Source organism: Plantactinospora veratri, assembly GCF_036421995.1.
GTDB classification, from domain to species: Bacteria; Actinomycetota; Actinomycetes; order Mycobacteriales; family Micromonosporaceae; genus Plantactinospora; species Plantactinospora veratri.
This window is the reverse complement of record NZ_JAZGQL010000004.1, coordinates 227,842-246,286: the sequence shown is the minus strand read 5'-3', so window position 1 is coordinate 246,286 and position 18,445 is coordinate 227,842. Positions and strand designations below refer to the sequence as shown.

The window sequence follows — 18,445 nt, the reverse complement described above, 5'->3', positions numbered from 1 at the left end:
CCCGCCCGGCCGGCGCCGCCTCAACCGAGATACTCGGCCAGCATCACGGTCCAGCCCCGGGAGCCGGTGGTCAGCAGCAGCAGCCGGTCACCGGGGTCCAGTTCCCCGCCGGCCCGGAGCGTTTCGAGGTTCATCAGGACGTCGGCCGAGAAGCAGTGACCCATCGCCTCGCGCAGCGGGGCACGCACGACGGTCTGCGGAAGTCCCACGGCGGCCGCGAAGAGCGACTGTATGGCCGTGCCGTAGTTGCCCGTGACGAGATAGCGGCAATCCGCCGGCCTGGTTGACGCATCGGTGAAGAGCCGGCGCACGGCTCTGCTGATCCCGCTGAGCGTGGTCCGGGCCGTCCGCATCCCGAGGCCCGCCGCAACGGCATCGGCCTGCACGCTGACGGCGATCCGGTGTACCGCGAAACCGCCGGCCGGCGGCTCCGCGCTGACCAGACAGGCGGCGGCTCCGTCGCTGAGCACCGTCAGACCGTCCGGCAGATAGCGGGTGTCCCCGACGGAACGGTCGGCGGTGACCAGGAGCACGCTGCCCAACTCCTCGGCCATCACCATGGTGCGGGCCACCCGCAGGCCCAGGCCGAGGTTGCCGCACTCGCCCCCCGCGACGCGCAGCACCGGCACCCGGGGCAGACCCAGCGCGTTGGCGAGCTGCCACAGCTCGGGCCCCGGCGGCACCGGGGTCGGTGTGTCGGAGCAGTAGATCACGGTGTCCGGTTCGGTCCGGCGGTCCGGCGAACGCAGCGCTGCCGAGGCCGCGGCACCGGCCAGGTCGGGGACGGACTCGTCCGTCACCACCCGGCACTGCACCAGACCCTCGTCGGCGAGCGTCGCCAGGGCCTTCCGCACCTGGGTGTCCGCCAGGGCGTCGAGCGCGACCGGATCTCCCACCACGTGCGAGATGTTGGAGAGGTAGACGGCCGGCGCGTCAGGCATCGACGCTCCCCGGCGGGACCGCCGTGCCGCTGGTGCCCTGCTCCGCGACGCCCTGCTCGGCGATCAGTTCGGCGAGCCGGGCGAGGGGTACCGGTTCGAACAGCAGGGCGATGTCCAGGTCCCCGCCGAGCGACTCACCGAGCTTGTGGTACACCCGGATCACCTCCACCGAGCTGAGGCCCAGCTCGGCGAAGGAGTCCCCGAGCGCGACCTCCGCGCTGCCGGTGACCCGCGCGACGGCGTCGTGCAGCGCCCGGGCCACCTCCACCCCGGGCGTGGGCCGGGCGGAGTCCACATCGTCGGCCGGTGCCGGCCCGGCGGCGCCGATGTCGTGCGTGGGTGCGAGCCGGGCGGCCATCATCTCGGCGAGGGCCTCCTTGTCCGCCTTGCCGCTGGGCGTACGCGGCAGGTCGGCCAGCACCATCACGTGGCTCGGCACCTGGTACGGGGCCAGGCGGTCGGCGGCGTGCCGACGCAGGTCCGCCGGATCGAGGGCCTGGACCGCCTGTACCGCGGCACCCAGGTCCTCGCCGAGGATGGGATCGCTGACCGGGAACACCGCCGCCTCCCGGACGCCGGGGAAGGATTCGAGGACCCGCTCCACCTCCGGACAGGAGACCTTCTGCCCGCTGATGTTGACGAACTCCCGGGTCCGCGCCACCAGGTGCAGACAGCCTCGCTCGTCGAGATAGCCCAGGTCGGCCATGCGCACCCAGTCGCCCCGGAAGGTGGCCGCCGTGGCCTGCGGATCGTCGAGATAGGACCGGGCCGGCAGACCGGGCGGTACGCGCAACTCGACCACGCCGACCTCGCCCGGCGCGAGGACCTGCTCGTGCTCGCCGACGACCCGGACCGCCGACCCCGGGTTGGCGAAGCCGACGGCGCCGGGCTCGTAGCCGGGGCCGTATTCGAGCGTGGTGCCGGCCCAGCCGGATTCGGTGCTCGAATAGTCGATCACCACGGTGGCGGCGGGGAACAGGGCACGCAGCGCCTCCAGCGCCGGAACGGGACAGCGCGCCGATCCGATCGTCAGGCGGCGCAGGGACGACGTGTCCGGAAGGTCCCCGTCGAGAAGTCCGGCCATCGCCGTCGCCGTGGCCGGCACCATCGCGGTCTCGGTCACCCGGTATTTCTCCACCAGACGCAGGAAGGTGGCCGGGTCGAACTCGGGGGCGCGGATTCCGGTGACGCCACGCAGCAGCGGTACCTGGGTCGCCCACTGACCGACCGGCACGGACAGCGGGAAGGCGTGCAGCAGTACCTCGTCCGCCGGGCCGGCGGTGGTCGCCGACGGGCGGGCGCCGTACATGATGTCGCGATGCGTCATGGTGACCGCCTTCGGCGTACCCGTGGTCCCGGAGGTGAAGACCACCGTGGCGACGGCGTCCGGCTCGGCGGCCGGGCGGGGAGCGTCGCCGGCCCGGGCCTTTTCGTCGACGCCGTCCAGCAGCTCCTTGACGACGAGCGTCCGCACCCCGGGGTAGCCCTCGGCGACATCGTCCGGGCCGATCAGGAACTCGCAGTTCACGGCCGTTGTCAGGGCGCACCGTCGGGAGGCGTGGTCATCGGGCGACACGAGGACCGCCACGGCGCCCAGCCGGTGGACCGCGGCCAGGCAGACGGCGAAGTCCAGCGCGGCGTCGCGTGGAAAGGCCAGCGCGACCCGGGTACGAGCCCGCACGCCGTGGTCCGACAGCCGGGCCGCGACGGCCCGGGCCCGGGCGGACCACTGCCCGTAGGTCAGCCGGGCCGCGTCGTGCACCAGGTGTGCGACCCGGTCCGGGTGAAGCTCACCCCACCGGTCCAGCAGCCGGTCGATGGTTGATGGGTACGTCGCCCTCACAGCCCTTCCTCACTGGATCCCGTTCACCGTTCGCCGACAGTCGTCCTCAGCCGGCTGGGCGACCCGCCGGAGGATCGGCCGGACCATCGGTCGGCAGGGTGTCCAGCGGGAGGCCCGTCACCTGGCGGACGAGGTAGTCGTCGAACGCGGGACCGCCCCCGTTGTGACCGTTTCCGCTCGCCCCGAACGCGGCGTACGGCGCGTCGGGTCCGTACGGCAGGCCGTCGTTGATCGTCACGGCGGCGGCCCGCAGCCGGTTGGCGAACCGCCGGCCGCGCTCGAGCGAGCCGGAGGTCACCGCTGCCGCCAGACCGTACTCGGTGCCGTTGGCGAGCGCCAGTGCCTCAGTTTCCGTGTCGTACGGGAAGACCGTCAGCAGCGGGCCGGGGATGTCCTGGCAGGCGATTGGCGAGTCTGGCCGGGCCCCGGTGACGAGTGTCGGCTCGGCGAAGTAGCCGCCGTCCAGCCCTTCCGGGATGCCACCGCCGCAGACGATCTCGGCGCCGGACCGGCCGGCGGCCGCGACGGCCGTCAGGAACCGCTGCCGGGCCGCCTCGCTCACCAACGGTCCCACGACCACCTCGGGGTCGTCCGGGCGCCCGAACGGCACGGCGGCCATCGCCTCGCGGAGCGCCTCGACGCCCTCGGCGAAGAGTCGGCGCGGGATCACCAGTCGGGAGAAGAGGGTGCAGGCCTGGCCCGCGTGGAAGCAGGCCCGGACCGCCGCGTACGGCAGCACGTCCGGGTCGGCGTCGGGCAGTACGACGTGTGCGGACTTGCCGCTCAGGTAGAGCACCACCCGCTTGAGTGCGGCGCCCGCGATCGCGGCGACCCGACGGCCGACCGCCGACGATCCGGTCAGGCTGACGAGGTCGACGCCGTCGCTGCCGCAGAGTGTCTCGCCGAGGGCATGCTCGGCCGCCGTGACGACGTTGAGCACCCCCGGCGGCAGCCCCGCCTCGTTGGCGAGCCGGGCGATCCGCAGGGCGGTCAGGGAGGTGTACGGCGATGGCTTCACCACCACCGTGTTGCCGGCGGCCAGCGCGGTGAAGACCCGCCGCAGCAGCAGGGCGGCGGGAAAGTTGGCCGGCGTCAGCACCGCGGCCACTCCGACCGGAAGCCTGCGGACGATCCGCGCGCTGCCGAACCCGTGGAAGTCGCGGGCACCCAGTTCCTCGTCCGCCATGTGGTCCACAAGGTGGTCGCAGACCCAGTCGAGGTCGCCGAGGACCGCGTCGAGCTGGATGGACCGGGTCAGCCGGACCGGCACGCCGCCCTCGGCCACGACGTCGTCGCGGAGGGTCTCGCGCTCCCGGTCGAGCAGGTCGACGACGCTGCGCAGGCGGTCGACGCGGAGCTTGGGGTCGTGGGCCCAGTCGCCGGTGTCGGCGGCCCGACGGGCCGCGTCGACGGCGGCCCGCACGTCCGGGGCCGACGCGTCCGGCACGGTGCCGACCGGCTCGCCCGTGCACGGGTTCAGGCTGGTGAAGCGCCGGCCGTCGGCGGCCTCGGTAAACGTGCCGCCGACCAGCATGCGCTCGTGCCTCATCCGCCCGCCCGGTCTCCGGACGGCGGCGCGTGCCGATTCTGGACGGCGGCACCCGGCCGGCCGTCGTCACGGACGACCTTTCCCTGGCGTACGACCAGGCAGACGTCGGGCAGGGCGTCGATGTCGGCGACCGGATCGCCGCGTACCGCGATCAGGTCGGCGTCCATCCCGGCCCGCAGGGCGCCCTTGCGGTCCTCGAGGCCGCAGGCCCGAGCCGCGAGCGAGGTGGCCGAGCGGAGCGCCTCGACGTTCGTCAACCCGAGCCCGGCAAGGGTGCGGACCGCGTGCGGGAGTACGTCGTGCGGCTTGCCCGGCAGCGACCCGGCGTCCGGGCCGGCGACCAGGAGCACGCCGCTCTTGTGCATCGACTCCACCACGGGCTCGAAGACGTCGAGGAAGGTCCGGAACCCGGGCGGGACGGTCCAGCCGGGGCTCAGCCCGAGAGTCGGACCGACGATGATCCCACGTTCCGCGATGGCGTCGATGACCGCCGGATCCGGGGCCAGCCCACCCGGCACGCTGAAGAAGCAGTGCTCGATGCCGTCGACTCCGGCCGCCACCGCCTGGGCGATCGCCTCGGGTGGATAGGCGTGCACGGTCAGCGGCAGCCCGTGGCGGTGCGCCTCCTCCACCGCGGCCCGCAGCTCCGCCGTGGTGTACTGCGGAAGCGAGGTGTTCGACCTGGGTGTCAGCCGGCCGCCGGAGGCCATCACCTTGATGACGTCCACCCCGCGCTTGGTGAGCGTGCGGACGGCCTTGCGCACCTCGAGTTCGCCGTCGGCCTCCAGCCCCAGGAAGTGTCCGTGTCCGCCGGTGATCGTCACCGGGGTACCGGCGCAGACCAGCTCCGGCCCGGTCTCCGGCCCGGTGGCGAACCAGTCCCGCAGCCGCAGGCTCAGCAGTTGGTGGTCGCCCAGGTCGCGGATCGTCGTGATGCCGGCGTGCAGGGCCCGCAGGGCGGCGTGCCGCATCGACAGTACGAGCCGCTCCGCCGAGGTCGTCGCGATCACGTCTGCGGCGTCCGGCCTGCCGTCCAGGCAGAGGTGTGCGTGGGTGTCGATGAGCCCGGGCAGCACCGTGGCATCGCCCACGTCCACCACGTCGTACCCCTCCGGCACGGGATTGCCGTCGGTGTCGACGGCCGTGATCCGGCCGTCCTCGACCAGGACCATCGCGCGTTCGACGCCGTGGTCGGCGAGACCGTCGTAGAGGCGGGTGGAGAGTACGGCGAGACTCACACCCGCATCCTCCCTTCCGGCGACCGCTCCGCCAACGACCCGACGGTCCCGCGTACGTCGAAGAGCAGGTGCCGGGGAACGGTGTCGAGCAGTTCGGCGAGTTCGGCCACATCGGCCGGTACCCCGATGCACCGGCTGACCGACTCGTTGTCCTGCGGTGTGCGTACGTCCGAGCAGAGCCGGCACGCCTCGGGCAGCAGCGACCCGCCCGCGACATGTGCGGCGCGGAGCGCGCGGGCCTTCTCGCCGTTCCAGATCTGGGCCAGTGTCTGCTCGTGCAGCGAACCGAGGACCAGGCGGCCGGCGAAGTCGGCGCAGCACGGCACCACCGAACCGTCGGCCCGGACCACGACGTTCAGCCACGGGTCGAGGCAGCGGCTGCCGGGCGGCGCCGAGTCCCGTCGGCCGGCGGGCCGGCTGAGCTGTCCGGCCCGGGTGGAGTATCGCTTCAGGTGCACGGTGTCGACGCCCTCGGCCGCCCAGATCCGGATGAACTCGCAGATCTCCTCCAGGGGCTGGTCCGAGATGACGAGTTGTGCCTGGGTGACCGGCTGGGTGCGGTCGCCGCGCAGCGCGATGAACCGCCGTACGTTGCGCTGGACCTCGTCGAAGTCGCCGCCGATGCGGATCCGCTCGTACGTCTCGCGCCGCGCGGCGTCCAGCGAGAAGACCAGGAGGCCGAGCCCCGCCTCGAGCAGCATGGCGCAGCGCCGGTCGTCCAGCCGGGAGGCGTTCGTCGAGAGCATCATGCGTACGCCGCGCTCGCGCAGCGTACGCATGATCTCGTCGAGCCGGGGATGCAACAGCGACTCCCCGGAGAAGTGCACCCACACCGGCGCGGCCTGGAAGGCGTCGCGCTCCCGCTCGACCCAGGCGGTCAGCTCCGCCGCGTCGAGCAGGTGCGGCTTGCCCTCCGGCCGGGGGCAGGACGTGCAGGCGAAGTTGCACCCGTTCGTCGGCTCGACGCAGAGCACCCGGGGCAGGTAGTCGAGCTGCTCCTGCCCCTGGTCGTACGCTGCCACGACCTGTTCCCAGGTCCCGGCGAGGTGGATGTCAGACGGCATTTCGCTGCCCGAACATGGTGGTGCCGAAGACGTCGTTCAACATGACCGGGAAATCGTCGCCGGAGCGCGTCCAATCCACGACATCCCAGAGCATGCGCTCGAGCAGCTGCCGCTGGAAGTCGCACTCGCGCAGGTCCTGGAAGCGGTCGAAGCGCATCTGGGCGTCCCAGTAGCAGCCGCCGCCGCAGATCCCGATCGCCGAGCACGACCGGCAGTCCTGCTGGAAGAACGGGAGCGAGTCGTAGATGTCCTGCGGCGTGACCACCCGGGTCTTCGGGTGGCTGTCCAGTTTGGTGCAGAGCGTGCGCTGGCCGTTGGGGTAGAAGGTCACCTCGGGACCGATCACGGTGCAGCCGATGGCCTTGAACCGCTTCCGGGCGATGTACGCGACCCGCTTCATGATCTGCGCGACGTAGACGTGGTTGCGCTTGGCGTCCTCGTAGATCTCCATCATCGCCGCGGTGTACGCGTCCATGTCGAGCCCGTCCGCGACTGTGCTGTTCACGGTGGTGTGCGGGATGGAGTAGTTGACGTGCCGGATGCCCAGTTCCTGCACGAAGTAGTGGTGGATGTCGACCAGGTCCGGGAGGTTGTTCGGGGTCACCGTGCAGTTGACGCCCACGTTCGCGCCGAGCCGTTGCATCGCGGCGAGCCGGTCGAGCACCTGGGCGTACAGGGTCTCCCCGGCGAAGTTCACCCGCTGCCGGTGGTGCCGCTCGAAGCCGTCGATGGAGAGCCGGATCTCCACGTTCAGGTCGCGCAGCCAGGCGATGTCGTCGTCGCTGAGCAGGATGCCGTTGGTGTAGAGCTCCTTGCCGGCGTCCAGCGGCACGCCCTCCAGGAAGATCTTGCAGACGTCCCAGTTCAGCGTGGGCTCGCCGCCGATCAGCATCACCGTGCCGCCCATCATGTTCTCGCGGTACCACTGCAGCAGGTTGCGCGCCGTGTCCGCGGACATGTGCTCGTAGAGCTGGGCCAGGTTGTTCTCGAAGACGATGCAGTAGGAGCACTGGAAGTTGCAGGTCTGCGTCACCTCGACCCGCATGAGGTGCGGGTCGCTGAGCATGTCCATCGGGGTGAACGACCAGTCCACCTCGCTGAGCGTGTCGAGCTCGGCCTGGGTGGGCTCCGGGTCGGCGGCCTTGCGCAGCAGCCAGTTGTGGGTGAAGGCGTTGTAGTGCACCACCTCGTCACCGCGCTGGAAGCGGTGGATGACCGGCGCCTGGGGCAGATGGTCACGTGATGTCTGCGGGATGGTCAGCGGAACGAACACTTTCTGCCCCATGGTTCACATCTCCCCTTGAGATCGGTCGACCGACAGGTCCAGCCATTCGTTCAGGACGGGAAACATTCGGGAAGCGGCGTCGTCGAGGTCCTCGTCGGTGAGGGGTACCTGCCAGAACGGGCGCACCGCGGGCTTGTCGGTGACCAGGGCCCAGGCCGCCGACGCCGCGACCGCCGTGCCACGCGCGGCACGGTAGAAGAAGTGCGTCTCCAGGTCGACCACCTGGGCGCGACCGGGCGAGGCCGGTCCGACCGGCGCCGCCTCCAACATGCCGTCGACCGTCAGCGCGGTCACCGCGCCGGCAGGCAGGCTCCCGATGGCCCGCTCCGCCGGCTCGCCGTGGCGCAGCGCCACGTCGATGCCGACGACGTCACCGATCTCGACACTGTCGTCGAGGCCGCCGACCAGGCCGAGGAAGGCCGCACGCGACCCGGGCCCGGCCAGCGCGTAGAGCACGTCGACCACGCGACTGCCCTCGAAGTGTTGCACCACGCCGTACCGGTGCCGGTCCAGCGTCACGGTGGCCATCCGCCACCAGCCCCGGTATTCGACGACGTCGGACGCCCGGGACACCAGGGCGGAGTAGAACGCCGGGATCGGCGTACAGACGAAGTCGGCCGGGACGTCGCCCGGCTTGCACCCGAAGAAGGTCTGGAGTACGGCCTCGGCGTCGAAGTCCTGGCGGACCCCTGCCGGCTCGGGTCGGCGGCCGTCTCCGGTCATATCGCCCGGCCCTCCCCGGTCCGCTTCACGCCGCGGAAGAAGTCGCCGTCGGTGGCCATACCGACCCGGACCGGCTCGCGCCGGGGGCGCCGCGGCGGGTCGGGACGGAGCAGGCCGATCCCCTCCAGGACCTCGGCGCACTCGTCCGGTTCCAACCCCACCCGCCGGCGCCACGCCCCGGCGACGAGCTCGTCGAGCCGGGTCGCCGCCGTCCGGCGACACACCTCCTGGATGAGCGGTTCGTACCGGCGGGAGAGCAGGAAGGTCTCCGCCGTCGTCAGCCGGCGGACGGCGATGTCCGCGCTGTCCACGGCGGTGGTGTAGACCAGCGGTTCGCGGCTGACCCACCGCTCGTCGGCGGTCCGCAGATCCGAGGCGGCACGCTCGGCGCGGCGGGCGGAGTTGCGGCCGTTCAGCGTCCGGTAGTACGCCTCGACCCGGGCCCGTTCCTCCGGGCTCATCGACTCCCGGGAGCTGAACGGCACCTGCGTCGGCGAGGTGGGTCGGGGCGAGCCGTTGGTGCTGGTCGGCAGGATCGTCAGCCCGAAGTCGTCCGGACGGTCGAACATGGCCGAGTTGCGGCCGAGCGCGAACCGGAGCACCTCGAAGTGCAGGCTGTCGATCTTCTCGGTCGCCTCGGCGAGGAACCGGGCCGCCTCCATCGCCCGCTCGTAGGTCAGGCCCGGGTAGTCGACGATGACGTTGACCAGGAGCTGGATCGACGTACCCTCGAAGGCCCGCAGGAAGGCCGCGATGTCGTCCCGGGTGTAGCCCTTGTCCATCCGCTGCAACGCGGCGTCGTCGGCGGATTCGAGCCCGATGTCCAGCCGGCGGCATCCGGACGCCTCCAGCATCCGTACGTCGTCGGCGGTCATCTCGCCGTAGACCCGCTGGAAGCCCCGCCACTGGATGCCCAGGTCCGCCTCGACCAGGGCCCGCACGAGCTTGCGCTCGTAGCGCACCGACATGACCTCGTAGACGAAGTGCAGCATCCCGGTGCGGCTCTGCGCCGCCGCGAGCCGGACCGACTCCACCACGTCGGCCGGGGAACGGAAGTTGATCCGCTCGTAGAGCTGGATGTAGTCGCAGAAGGCGCAGGTGTAGAAGCATCCCCGCCCCACGATGACGGGCAGTTCCACGCCCTCCGCGACGTACTCGGGATCCAACGGGTACGGCGCGGTGTCGGTCAGCCGGACGAGGAACTCGCCGGGGCGTTTCACCGTGACCGCCGTGCCGTCGCGGTAGGAGAGCGAGGGAATGCCGGAGATTCCTGCCGGCGAGAGGTCGTCGGCCTCGTGCAGCAGCCGGAACGCCTCCTCGCCCTCGTGCCGGACCACGGCCGAGACCGCCGAGTTCCGCAGCAGGCGCTCGACCTGCTCGTCGCTGAGCAGGCTGGGCAGCGGGCCGCCGAGCACGACGAAGACGTCGTCGGCGAGTTCGCGCAGCACCTCGGCCAGGACCAGCGCCGGGGCGAGCTGGGTGGCGAACGGCACGCTGACGCCGACCAGCCGGGGCACACCCCGGACCCGGTAGCGGTCGGCGAAGAACGCCCGCATGTCCCGCAGCAGGGGCACCATCGCGAACGCCGCGTCGAGGTCCTCCGGGCTCTCGCTCTCGGCCAGGCCGACCCGGTCGAACAGCCACTCCCGCATTCCCGGGTCGCGGGCGGCCGCGGCCAGCAGCTCCACGTCGTCGGGTACGCGCTCGATCGCGGCCAGGATCGCGGCGACGATGGCGTCGTCGACCGCACCGGTCAGGCTCGCCGGGTCGGCCGACGTCGGAAGGTCGGCCGGGTCGGCACTGCGCAGCAGGTGCCCTACGTACGCCTGGTTGAGGTCGGTCTGCCGGATCCCGGTACTGCCGCGCTGCTGTGCGTACGCCGCGAGATGGGGTATCGCGGCGTACGGCCGGCCCACCAGTACCGGGCTCAGCGGCGGCAGGACCAGTTCACTGCGTGGCGTCGGAGCGGGCATCGGCGCCTCGTGGCACGTGCGTGATCCGCTTCTGCCGCGACCGGGGATTCTCCAGGCTGAGCAGCGGCAGCGTCGTCGTCTCCTCGGCGGGCTCGGGCTCGTCGCCGGCGGTCGGGTAGTTGCCGGAGTTGCGCTCGCGGATCGCGAGTGCGAGGTACCGGCCCCGGTCGGCAAAGAGGATCTTGAGGTCGTGCAGCTCCTCCAGCATCTCGACGACATCCCGCTCCGGGATCTTGGGTACGGCGGCGGTGATCTCCGGGAGCGTCCGCGACGAGTGGTTGCAGGCCAGGTAGACGGCCCGGTACTCGTCGGGCAGCTGCATCACGATGTCGTTGCCGTTGCCGCCGGAGCGGATGGTGACGTTGAGGAAGTCGCCTCCGTCGGCGTAGACCAGACCCGGGCGGCCGAGGTTGGCGTGGTACTGCTTCTTCCAGTCGCCCACCGCCGCCAGGAAGGGTGCCCAGTCCGCACCGGTCTCCTTCGCCGGGATCGGCTTGATCGTCAGGGCGAGGAGCTGCGCCAGCTCGGTCGCGTAGGGCTCGGGGAAGCAGGCGCCGACCTCGTCGGGGACGTAGAAGCCGGCGATGTTGTAGCTCTCCTTGTCGTTCCACGCGGGGCTGTCGATCGTGAAGCTGTAGTCGTGCACCGACGGGTACATGAAGTACCGCGCGTAGTCGACGACCTTGACGGACGCCTCGACGTCCTCGGGCACCTCGGCCGGGAAGTTGATGATGACGTTGTAGTAGATCTCGACGTCGTACTCCGCCGTCCACTTGAGCAGTTCCAGGCTGCGCATGAGCCGGTGGTTGCGCTGGTAGAGCCGGAGTACCCGGTCACTGAAGGACTCGATGCCGGCCTGGATGGTCCGTACCCCGGCCCGGCGCAGTGCCCGGACCCCGGCCCGGTTGATGTTCGGTGACACCTCGGCCAGGATCCGGTAGTCGTAGGGATCCTTGGCGAGCTGCTGGAACAGCGGGATCTTGTCCTCGACGTTCGTGTCGCAGAAGGTGAAGTACGGGCTCTTGTACTTGCTCCTGAGGGTGGCCATCTCCTCGATCACCCGGCTGTGGCTCTTGCGCCGGTAGAGGTTGCGCCACTGGAGGTTGAGGTTGCAGTAGGTGCACTTGCCCCACACGCAGGCCCGGGACGCCTCGAGTGTCAGCTTCGGGATCACGTCCCCCGCGCCGGGCCGCAGCGCGTGCCGGAAGTAGTCGTCGTAGTCCGGCGGTGGCAGCTTGTCCAGGTCGTCCATGGCGTGCCGGGACAGGTTGCGGGCGATCTCGCCGTCCGGCCGCCGCCAGACGATGCCGGGCACGTCCTTGAGGGTCCGCTCCGGATCCCGGCCGGTGAGCACGGCCATCAGGTCGCTACAGGTCTCCTCGCCCTCGCCCTCGACGACGACGTCGAAGCACTCGAAGAGCCGCAGCACCGTCTTCGGCAGGTCCTGCGTCATCAGCGCGCCACCGATGATGATCGGGGTGTCCGGCAGGACCTGCTTGATCCGGCGCGACAGCAGCACGGTGGGGATCAGCTGCTGGTGGCTGGTGGTGAAGCCGATGACCTTGTAGTCCTGCCACGGGACCGCCGCGAAGACGTCGTCGAGGAAGGTCGAGAGCGTGGCCACGAGGGCGTCGAAGTCCAGCGGCTGGACCGTCGGCTCGCTGCGCGTCTCGTGGCTGCGCGCCAGCTGCTCGCGCTCGGCCAGCGACAGGTTCGCGTTCAACTGCGGGTGCTTGACGACCCCGACCGTGGGCGCGACGGAGAGGTCGAAGTCCACGCACGACACCACGGCGCTCTTGATGCTGTCGTACCGCTCCGGCCACATGAGCGCGCTGAACGCCGACTCGCCCATGTACGCCTCGAAGACGCGCATGTAGGTCGACGGCGCCATGTAGTTGATCAGGTCTTTGTAGTAATGCCGGGTGTCCACCTCGTAGCCGGCATCCCGCAACCACGCCTGGAGCGCACCCAACTGGATCGCCGTGGTGTCGTAGCGCTGCCACGGCAGAGCCGTGAGGATCAGGTCTTTACGGTCGGCCGCCATCATGCCTCCACTCGCACGGCTTGAAGACACATGTTGCAGTGACGGTCCAGCCGCTCGTCGGAATCGAGGTAGTCCTGCCGCGCCGCCACCGCGTCGGGGTGGTTGAGCGCGTCGTCCACGCTGCCGGCCGGCCAGGCGTCCGGCATGAAGAAGCAGAACCGGAGCCGCTCCTGCTCGTCGAGTACGACCTCACGGAACGGCAGTGCGCATCGACGGCGTTCCGCTCGCGGCAGGCCCCGCTGGAACGCTTCGAAGTAGTCCGCGAAGTCGTCCAGCATGCCGATGGAACCGCACATCAGATCGGGATGGCGGTCCGCCGCGGCGTAGACCGCCGGGATCACCTCCGCACGTAGTTCGGCGACCTCGTCGAGGGTCAGCGCCACCTGGTCGACGCGCGACCGGGGAACCGGTTCGAGGTGGCCGAAGGCACCGCCACGATCCATCGGGGCGGCCATTCCGGCCACGTCCGGCACCAGGAAGGAGACCTGGTCCACGCCGATCTCGGCGGCCATGTCGACGAACGCCGGCAGCCTGCGGAAATTCAGCCGCTGGGTGAGGATGCAGAGCGTCAGGTGGGTCTCCGGCGACTGCTCCCGCATCAACGAGGGCAGCTGCACGAGGTGGTCGAACGCCCCGGCGCCCCGGATCGCGGAGTAGCCCTCCGCGTCGTCGGAGTCCAACGAGATGATCAGCCGGTAGAGCTTGCCCGCCAACCGCGGCAGCTTGCGCCGGATATAGGTGCCATTGGTGACCAGGACGATCTTGAGATCCCGCGCGTGGACATCGTCGACGATGTCGTCGAACTCCGGATGCATGCACGGCTCGCCGCCGGTGAGCATCACCCGGGTGAGGCCCGCCGCCTCCAGGCTGGGCAGCAACCGGGAGATGGTCTGCCGTCGCACGAATCGGAAGGGACGCTGGTCCGGGTACGAACACGAGATGCAATGGAGGTTGCACCGGTTCGTCAGGATGACGTTGAACTGGTCGACCTTGTTAACTCGCGCCGTCAGGGATGACACAGTCAACGGAATGCGCGAGTCTCTTCGAACGGCAACGATGGCTCTTCCCCGTTCATCTCGCCTTGCGGGATGCTTCTCGCTCTCGGCGCTTGACGGTCTTGCCTACCCGATGCCTCCGAGCAGGCAAGACCGCCTACTGCTCTCGGATCACAACGGCTCAGATGAGCAGATCTGAGCGGGAGTACTGGAGAACGCGAACACGCTGACGCGGTTCCTTCTGCTCGTTCTCCGGCGAGGCTCCCGCGCCGTTCTCCGTGACGTCCTCAATCGCGGACGTCATATCGCCGGTCACGACTTTCTCCTGCTGACTTCTGCCGTTGGGCGGCATGGGTCCCTCCTCCACTGACGACACAGGGCGAGGCTTCAGGATGACCTTCTTACGGGTATCGGTCAAGGCTGATGCGGGATGTCCAGAAGGTCCTCGAACACCGTTCAGGAGGATGAACAACAGCTCACCTTATATCGAGGTTCATCCATGGGCAAGTTGGCGGGGATAGCGGAACGCGTCGCCGGGCGAGCTGATGTGCGGCCTGCCTCTTCGGTGACCTGTGAGGTCGCCGCCGACGAGCACGCCGCGCACGACCGGCAGCCGACGGCCCGCCGCCACGGACATCGGGGGCGAGGATAGCGCTTTCACAGTGGTGAATGGCGATCCGCCGCTGGATGCCGATGCGAGTCAATGCACTTCGGGCCTTGTGCCGTGGACGGCGACCGGATTAGCGATAGCATCACGACCAGAGGGACGCCTCGACCGGTCCATCCTGTCCTGACGCGATTTGCGAGGAAGTTCGTCACGGCACGCTCCGTCCTCGTGCCGTCGGGCAGCCGCGCCCTGCCGCGCCACGTTCGCTGCCGGCGGATCCGGTCGTCTCGGGCAGCACCAAGCTGATCAGCGGGAAGTTCTCAACGGGGGGAACCGCCACGTGAGTAGTGGAAACCACGAAGGCGAGCGCAAGAGACTACTGCCGGGGGGCGGCCCTGGCGCCGAGGGCGGGATGCACATCGCACTGGTCGCCGTCTCCGACCTGCTCCCGGCCGACTCACCGCGGCTGGCGGGAGAAGACCTCGACCACGTGCGCGTGCTCGCCGAGTCGAAGGACGCTCTCCCGCCGATCGTGGTGCACCGCCCGACGATGCGGGTGGTCGACGGAATGCACCGGCTCCGCGCCGCGGCGCTGCGCGGTGCCGACCGGGTGCGCGTCGTGTTCATCGACGGCGTCGACGAGGCAGACCTGTTCGTGCTCGCCGTCAAGGCGAACATCGCCCACGGCCTGCCGCTCACGCTGGCCGAACGGCGCGCGGCGGCGGCGCGCATCGTGAAGTCCCATCCGCAGATGTCGGACCGCGCGATAGCGAGCGTGACGGGTCTGTCCGACAAGACGGTGCGCGCGATCCGCAGCCGCGCCCCCGGGGTGCCCCGAGTGGGCGCCAGAATCGGGCAGGACGGCAGACGCCGGCCGCTGAGCAGCGCGGACGGGCGTCGACTGGCCGGCGAGATCCTGCGGACCAACCCGCGCGCGTCGCTGCGGCAGGTCGCCAAGGCCGCCGGAATCTCCGTGGGGACCGCACACGACGTACGACGGCGGATGATGCGCGGCGAGGATCCGGTCGCGCCGCAGCACGACGTGTCGTCCGGGCGGTCGGTCGGCATACCGGTACCGGACGCGAAGCAGATCGCCGACGACGAGCGCGGCCGGCTCGCCCGGCGAGGACGGGAAGCCGGATCAACCGAGCGGGCCGCCGTCCAGGATCCCGGAGTCATCCTGGAGATGCTGATGCGGGATCCGGTCCTGCGCTACACCGACTCCGGGCGGGTCCTGCTGCGCTGGCTGAGCATCCGCCAGATCCGCATCGCGGAGCAGGCCAGCATGCTGGAGAGAGTACCGCCGCACTGCATGGGGACGGTCGCCTCGTACGCGCGCCGGCTGGCCGAGTCGTGGACGCAGTTCGCGTGCCAGCTCGAGCAGCGCGAGCAGGCGACTGTTTGACCTGACCGTCTCCGCCGCGACCGACGGTGCCTGCCGAGTGGTGAATGTTCAACGTCGGCCGTTCCGCAGTTGAACATCCCGCTCGCGCGGGCGTCAAGCCGTGCCATGTTGTCCCGAGCAGCCTGGCGACGGCAGTGCCGTACCCGGCCCGATCCGCACCTGCCGTACCCGGCTGCCGGGGTCACCCCTGGCCGGACCACTCCTCGGCGAGCAGCCCGTAGACCACGTTGTCCGCCCAGACGCCCTTCGTCCAGTAGTCCTGGCGCAGGTACGCCTCCCGGACCATCCCCACCCGTTCACACAGCCGCGCCGACGCCTCGTTCAGGGCGTTGAGCTGTGCGATCACCCGGTGCATCCCGCAGTGTGCGAAGGCGACGCCGAGGAACGCGCGTACCGCCTCGGTGGCGAAGCCACGGCCGGAGACCGACGGGTGGAAGGCCCAGCCCATCTCGCCCCGGGACAGCGTCTCGTCGGCGGGCCACAGGATCAGGTCGCCGACCACCTCCCCCTTGTGCTCCACCACCACCGCCAGCCGGGACTCGATCCCGGTGATGCTGGTGTAGTGGATCCGCCGGCCGACCATCTCGGCCGCGAACTCGCGCGTCCACGGCTCCCACGGGATGTAGCGGGCGACCACCGGGTCCCGGTAGTACGAATACAGCGCGTCCACATCGTCGGCGCGGTACTGCCGCAGCAGCAGTCGCTCAGTACGGATCGGCAGTGCCAGGTCAGACATGCTCCCAGTATCGTTCCTGATCTCCGCCGCACGGCGCGGCCGAACCCAGGTCGTCGGCATCGTCGCCGGCCGGGGTCACCGCGGTAGCCGGTCCGCCGGGCGGCTCTCCGGTGCGTCCGGCACATCCTCCATCCGACCGGCACCGGGCTGCGGACGGGGTCGGAGCCAGCCGGGCCGGCCCGGGGCGAGCAGGGCCAGCGCGGTGACACAGGCGGCGGGAACCAGGGCGTACCCGCTGAAGGCCAGCACCACGACGACCGCGCCGAACGCGACGGCGGCGACCGCCCGCAGCGGCCCCGGCAGCACCCGACAGGCGGCGGCGGTGCAGCCGAGGTAGACCACCAGGAAGAACGTCGTCGGCACGTTGACCAGGGTGGCCAGGCCGACCGCCCCGGTGCCGAGCAGTCCGATCAGCACGGCGCCCGAGCCGAGGAGACCGGCGACCAGCCAGGGTGGCACCGTGTCCCGGACGTCCCGGCCGGGCGCCAACGATCTGGCCAGACTGCCGGCGCCGGAGAGGTACGCGAGGACGGCGCCGACGGTGAGCACGACCGCGCCGACGGCGGCCACGGTCTGCCCGGCCGGGCCGACCGCGAGGGTGAGCAGCGCGGCGAGCGGCACCGACGTGCTCGCCCCGGGGCCGAGCGCGGCGACGGTGACGGCGCCGAGCGCCAGGTAGATGACGGTGGTGACGCCGAAGGCGATGCCGATGACGACCGGGAGTTGCCGGCGGGGCTGGGCGAACCGGTTGGTCAGCGGTGCGATCGCCTCCCAGCCGACGAAGGCGAGCATCAGGGTCGAGGCCGCCGGGCCGATCGCCGCCCAGCCGTGCGGCGCGAACGGCGTCCAGTTGGCGGCGCTGCTGGCCGGTGCCGCTCCGGCGACCGCGCCGACCACGATCGTGACGAGCAGTACGACCAGGCCGAACTGCACCGTGGCCGAGGTACGGACGCCCCGCAGCGTCACCGCGAGGGTGCCGATCAGCAGTATCGCGGCGGTGGCGCAGGCGAGGCCGACGCCGCCACCGAGCAGGTCGGCGACGTAGTTGCCGCAGGTGACGCAGACGATCGGCGCCCCGGTGACCACCCCGGCGAGGAAGCACCAGGCGACCGCCCGGCCGGCCTGCGGGCCGAGACCCGCCTCGGCGTACGCCCGGACTCCGCCGGCCGACGGATGCCGCACCCCGAGGGCGGCGAAGACGACCGCGAAGAGGCCGGACGCGACCAGCAGACCGGCCCAGGCCAGGATCGACGCCGGTCCGGCCCGGGTCACCGCCAGGCCGGGCAGGAGCAGCAGGCCCGGCCCGAGCAGGGCCCCGACGTAGAGCGCGGCCCCGCGCGGCACACCGAGATCGGGTACGACGGCCGCACGCTGGCCGGTCAGGCTGGTCATGAGATGGAGTCTTGCAGCGCACCCGAGGCACACGATGGCAAATGTGCGCATCGAGGCGGGGCTCTACGCAACATTGTTGCGTCGGATGCGGATATCGCGGCAGTATGTGCCGATGGCCGCATACGACTCCACGGACCGGGCGATCCTCGACCGCCTCCAGACCGACGGGCGGATCGCCAACGTCGACCTCGCCGAGGCGGTCGCGCTCTCGCCGTCGGCCTGCCTGCGCCGGGTACGCGCCCTCGAACAGGACGGGCTGATCGCCGGCTACCGGGCCGAGCTGGACCGGGCCCGGCTCGGGCTCGACCTGACGGTCTTCATCGAGTTGAAGGTCGGGCAGCACTCCCGGGAGACCGCCGCCCGGATCGAGTCGGTGCTGAGCGGCATCCCGGAGGTCGTCGCCTGTCACGTGATCTCCGGCTCCGCCGACTTCCTGGTCGAGGCGGCGGTGGCCAACCTCGCCGCGTACGAGCGGCTGCTGATCGACCAGATCCTGGCCATCCCGGCGATCGTGGACGCCCGCAGCACCTTCGCCATCCGCACGGTGAAGACCCGTGGACCCCTGCCGCTGACCCAACTGCGTTGACCGAGCCAGCGCCCGGTGGCCGCCCGGCAGTCGCGAAATAGGCTGCTCGGCACCGGTACGGTGC

15 protein-coding genes are annotated in these 18,445 nt (G+C 70.8%); 2 read left to right on the top strand and 13 right to left on the bottom strand.

What is annotated here, in order from left to right; translation table 11 throughout:
* Window positions 1-20: 20 nt before the first annotated feature.
* The 11 genes from V1634_RS05955 to V1634_RS05905 form a co-directional block, all read right to left on the bottom strand.
* Window positions 21-941 (bottom strand): 3-oxoacyl-[acyl-carrier-protein] synthase III C-terminal domain-containing protein, encoded by a 921-nt coding sequence (locus V1634_RS05955; RefSeq protein ID WP_331206724.1) that lies wholly within the window; start codon window positions 939-941, stop codon window positions 21-23.
* On the bottom strand, window positions 934-2,784 hold the full coding sequence (locus V1634_RS05950) for an AMP-binding protein (RefSeq protein ID WP_331206723.1): 1,851 nt from the start codon (window positions 2,782-2,784) through the stop codon (window positions 934-936). The genes V1634_RS05955 and V1634_RS05950 overlap by 8 nt, the downstream gene beginning before the upstream one ends.
* 46 nt (window positions 2,785-2,830) lie before the next feature.
* Window positions 2,831-4,333 carry an aldehyde dehydrogenase family protein gene (locus V1634_RS05945; RefSeq protein WP_331206722.1) on the bottom strand — a complete coding sequence of 501 codons (1,503 nt, stop codon included), beginning with the start codon at window positions 4,331-4,333 and terminating at the stop codon, window positions 2,831-2,833.
* Entirely contained in the window at window positions 4,330-5,571 is a 1,242-nt protein-coding gene (locus tag V1634_RS05940; protein WP_331206721.1) for an amidohydrolase family protein, read from the bottom strand. The genes V1634_RS05945 and V1634_RS05940 overlap by 4 nt, the downstream gene beginning before the upstream one ends.
* On the bottom strand, window positions 5,568-6,593 hold the full coding sequence (locus tag V1634_RS05935; RefSeq protein WP_331206720.1) for a radical SAM/SPASM domain-containing protein: 1,026 nt from the start codon (window positions 6,591-6,593) through the stop codon (window positions 5,568-5,570). The genes V1634_RS05940 and V1634_RS05935 overlap by 4 nt, the downstream gene beginning before the upstream one ends.
* Window positions 6,594-6,624: 31 nt before the next feature.
* Complete coding sequence (locus V1634_RS05930) at window positions 6,625-7,920, bottom strand: radical SAM protein (protein ID WP_331206719.1); 1,296 nt, start codon at window positions 7,918-7,920, stop codon at window positions 6,625-6,627.
* Window positions 7,921-7,923: 3 nt separating this feature from the next.
* Complete coding sequence (locus V1634_RS05925; protein WP_331206718.1) at window positions 7,924-8,643, bottom strand: hypothetical protein; 720 nt, start codon at window positions 8,641-8,643, stop codon at window positions 7,924-7,926.
* A complete protein-coding gene (locus V1634_RS05920) occupies window positions 8,640-10,616 on the bottom strand; it encodes a B12-binding domain-containing radical SAM protein (protein WP_331206717.1) in 1,977 nt (658 codons plus the stop codon). The genes V1634_RS05925 and V1634_RS05920 overlap by 4 nt, the downstream gene beginning before the upstream one ends.
* On the bottom strand, window positions 10,591-12,660 hold the full coding sequence (locus V1634_RS05915; protein ID WP_331206716.1) for a RiPP maturation radical SAM C-methyltransferase: 2,070 nt from the start codon (window positions 12,658-12,660) through the stop codon (window positions 10,591-10,593). The genes V1634_RS05920 and V1634_RS05915 overlap by 26 nt, the downstream gene beginning before the upstream one ends.
* On the bottom strand, window positions 12,660-13,679 hold the full coding sequence (locus tag V1634_RS05910) for a radical SAM protein (protein WP_331206715.1): 1,020 nt from the start codon (window positions 13,677-13,679) through the stop codon (window positions 12,660-12,662). Before V1634_RS05910 ends, V1634_RS05915 begins: the two co-directional genes overlap by 1 nt.
* A 157-nt stretch (window positions 13,680-13,836) precedes the next feature.
* Window positions 13,837-14,127, bottom strand: a complete 291-nt coding sequence (locus V1634_RS05905; protein ID WP_331206714.1) for a hypothetical protein — start codon at window positions 14,125-14,127, stop codon at window positions 13,837-13,839.
* A gap of 475 nt (window positions 14,128-14,602) precedes the next feature.
* Here V1634_RS05905 and V1634_RS05900 point away from each other — a divergent pair, with 475 nt between their 5' ends.
* Window positions 14,603-15,667 (top strand): ParB/RepB/Spo0J family partition protein, encoded by a 1,065-nt coding sequence (locus V1634_RS05900; protein ID WP_331206713.1) that lies wholly within the window; start codon window positions 14,603-14,605, stop codon window positions 15,665-15,667.
* Window positions 15,668-15,848: 181 nt separating this feature from the next.
* Here the strand turns inward: V1634_RS05900 and V1634_RS05895 are convergent, their stop codons facing one another.
* On the bottom strand, window positions 15,849-16,403 hold the full coding sequence (locus tag V1634_RS05895) for a GNAT family N-acetyltransferase (protein WP_331206712.1): 555 nt from the start codon (window positions 16,401-16,403) through the stop codon (window positions 15,849-15,851).
* 75 nt (window positions 16,404-16,478) lie between these two features.
* Window positions 16,479-17,795 carry an APC family permease gene (locus V1634_RS05890; protein ID WP_331206711.1) on the bottom strand — a complete coding sequence of 439 codons (1,317 nt, stop codon included), beginning with the start codon at window positions 17,793-17,795 and terminating at the stop codon, window positions 16,479-16,481.
* A gap of 112 nt (window positions 17,796-17,907) precedes the next feature.
* Here V1634_RS05890 and V1634_RS05885 point away from each other — a divergent pair, with 112 nt between their 5' ends.
* Window positions 17,908-18,381, top strand: coding sequence for an Lrp/AsnC family transcriptional regulator (locus V1634_RS05885; protein WP_331206710.1), 474 nt, complete (start codon window positions 17,908-17,910; stop codon window positions 18,379-18,381).
* Window positions 18,382-18,445 lie beyond the last annotated feature (64 nt).